This is a genomic window from Burkholderia sp. Ac-20392 (genome assembly GCF_017104585.1).
Lineage (GTDB): Bacteria > Pseudomonadota > Gammaproteobacteria > Burkholderiales > Burkholderiaceae > Burkholderia > Burkholderia lata.
In genome coordinates this window covers 1-1,859 of sequence record NZ_JAAGPB010000919.1, presented here as the reverse complement: position 1 = coordinate 1,859, position 1,859 = coordinate 1, and the positions used below count along the sequence as shown (strand labels likewise).

Annotated in this window: 1 protein-coding gene and 1 pseudogene; both read left to right on the top strand. The window is 71.1% G+C overall.

Annotation, left to right across the window (positions count from 1 at the left end; translation table 11 throughout):
* Positions 1-824: pseudogene (locus G3N99_RS39705) on the top strand (ATP-dependent DNA helicase); the annotation flags it as partial.
* Between the two features lie 135 nt (positions 825-959).
* A partial coding sequence (locus G3N99_RS39700; protein ID WP_241012084.1) for an amino acid permease occupies positions 960-1,859 on the top strand: 900 nt, incomplete at its 3' end.

Here is a 1,859-nt window from a genome sequence, read left to right as displayed (position 1 = left end):
AGGCGCTGCGCGATCCCGATGCGCAACCGGCACTGTCCGCGAGGGCCGCGCAGGTACGCGACGCCCTCGCCGCGCACGGCGCGATGTTCTTCGACGCACTGCTCGACGACCTGCACGTGCTGCCCGTCGAACTCGAACATGCGCTCGGCGAACTCGTGTCGGCCGGCCTCGTGAATGCGGACAGCTACGCGGGCCTGCGTGCGCTGCTGAAGCCCGCCGTCAAGCGCAGCGCGACCTATGCGCCACGCACACGGCGCGGCGGTGCACTGATCGGCGGGATGGACGACGCGGGCCGCTGGGCACTCGTGCAACGCCATGCGCCGCCGGACGATGCGCCAGTGCCGAAACGCGGCCAGGCCGCGACCGACGCCGACGCGCTCGAACACATCGCATGGACGCTGCTGCGCCGTTACGGCGTCGTGTTCTGGCGGCTGCTCGAACGCGAAGCCGACTGGCTGCCGAGCTGGCGCGAACTCGTGCGGGTACTGCAGCGACTCGAAGCGCGCGGCGAGATTCGCGGCGGACGCTTCGTCGCCGGGCTCGCGGGAGAACAGTTCGCGCTGCCCGAAGCGATTCCGATCCTGCGCGAACTGCGGCGGCAGCCAGGCGACGGACAGTACGTATGCGTGACGGGCGCCGATCCGCTGAATCTTGCCGGCACGCTGCTGCCCGGCGACAAGGTGCCGGCGCTGGCCGGCAATCGCGTCCTGTTCCGCGACGGCGTGCCCGTCGCATCGCTGGTTTCGGGAGCGTTCCACTACGCACCCGAACTGTCACCCGCCGCGTGCGAGGATGCCCGCCTGCGGCTCGCACGCCACTGCTGACACCGGCTGACACGCGACACCGCACGGACTACTGATCGCCGGGCCGCGCTGCCGTCGTCATTCGGGTAGCATCGAACGATTTTCCGCGCGGGCTCCCGCGCCCAAACACGACAAGACTCCCGGAGACTGCTGTCCATGCCCTCGCATGTCGATTCGCCCGCCGCTCATCACGCGGGCTCGCTGACGATTTTCCAGGGCGCCGCGCTCTATATCGGCGCGGTGCTCGGCACCGGCGTGATCGCGCTGCCCGCACTGGCCGCCGAGGTCGCGGGTCCGGCCTCGCTGCTCGCCTGGGCCGCGCTGGTCGTGCTGTCCGGGCCGCTCGCGGCCACCTTCGCCGCACTCGGCGCGCGCTATCCCGACGCGGGCGGCGTATCAACCTACGCGCGGCGTGCATTCGGCCCGAAGGCCGCGGCCATCGTCGGATGGTGCTTCTACTTCGCGGTACCGGCCGGTGCACCGGCTGCCGCCATGTTCGGCGGCGCATACGTCGCGGCCGTCACGGGTGGCGGGCACACGACGATCATCGTCACGGCCGCCGCGCTGATCGCGACCGTGTCGGCCGCGAATGCATTCGGCGTCACCGTGTCGGGCCGCATGCAGCTCGTGTTGTCGGCACTGCTCGTCACGCTGCTGCTCGCCGCGGTACTCGCCTCAGCGCCGCATGCGCGCACCGCGAACCTGCATCCGTTCGCGCCGCATGGCTGGCTCGCGGTCGGCCAGGCGGCCGCGCTGCTCGTGTGGAGTTTCGCCGGCTGGGAAGCGATCACGCATCTTGCGGCGGAATTCCGCCGGCCCGCGCACGACATGCCGCGCTCGGCCGGGATCGCGGTCGTGGTGGTCGGGTTCCTGTATCTGTCGGTTGCTGCCGCGAGCGTGACGGTGCTCGGGCCGTCCGCGGGCGGATCGGGTGCGCCGCTCGCCGAACTGATCGCGGGCGGCATCTCGACGTGCCGGTCGCGGCGCTGCTCGGTGAAGGGCAGCAGCGCGACGCGGTGCCGATGCTCGCTTATCTGTTCTATATCGGCGATCGCG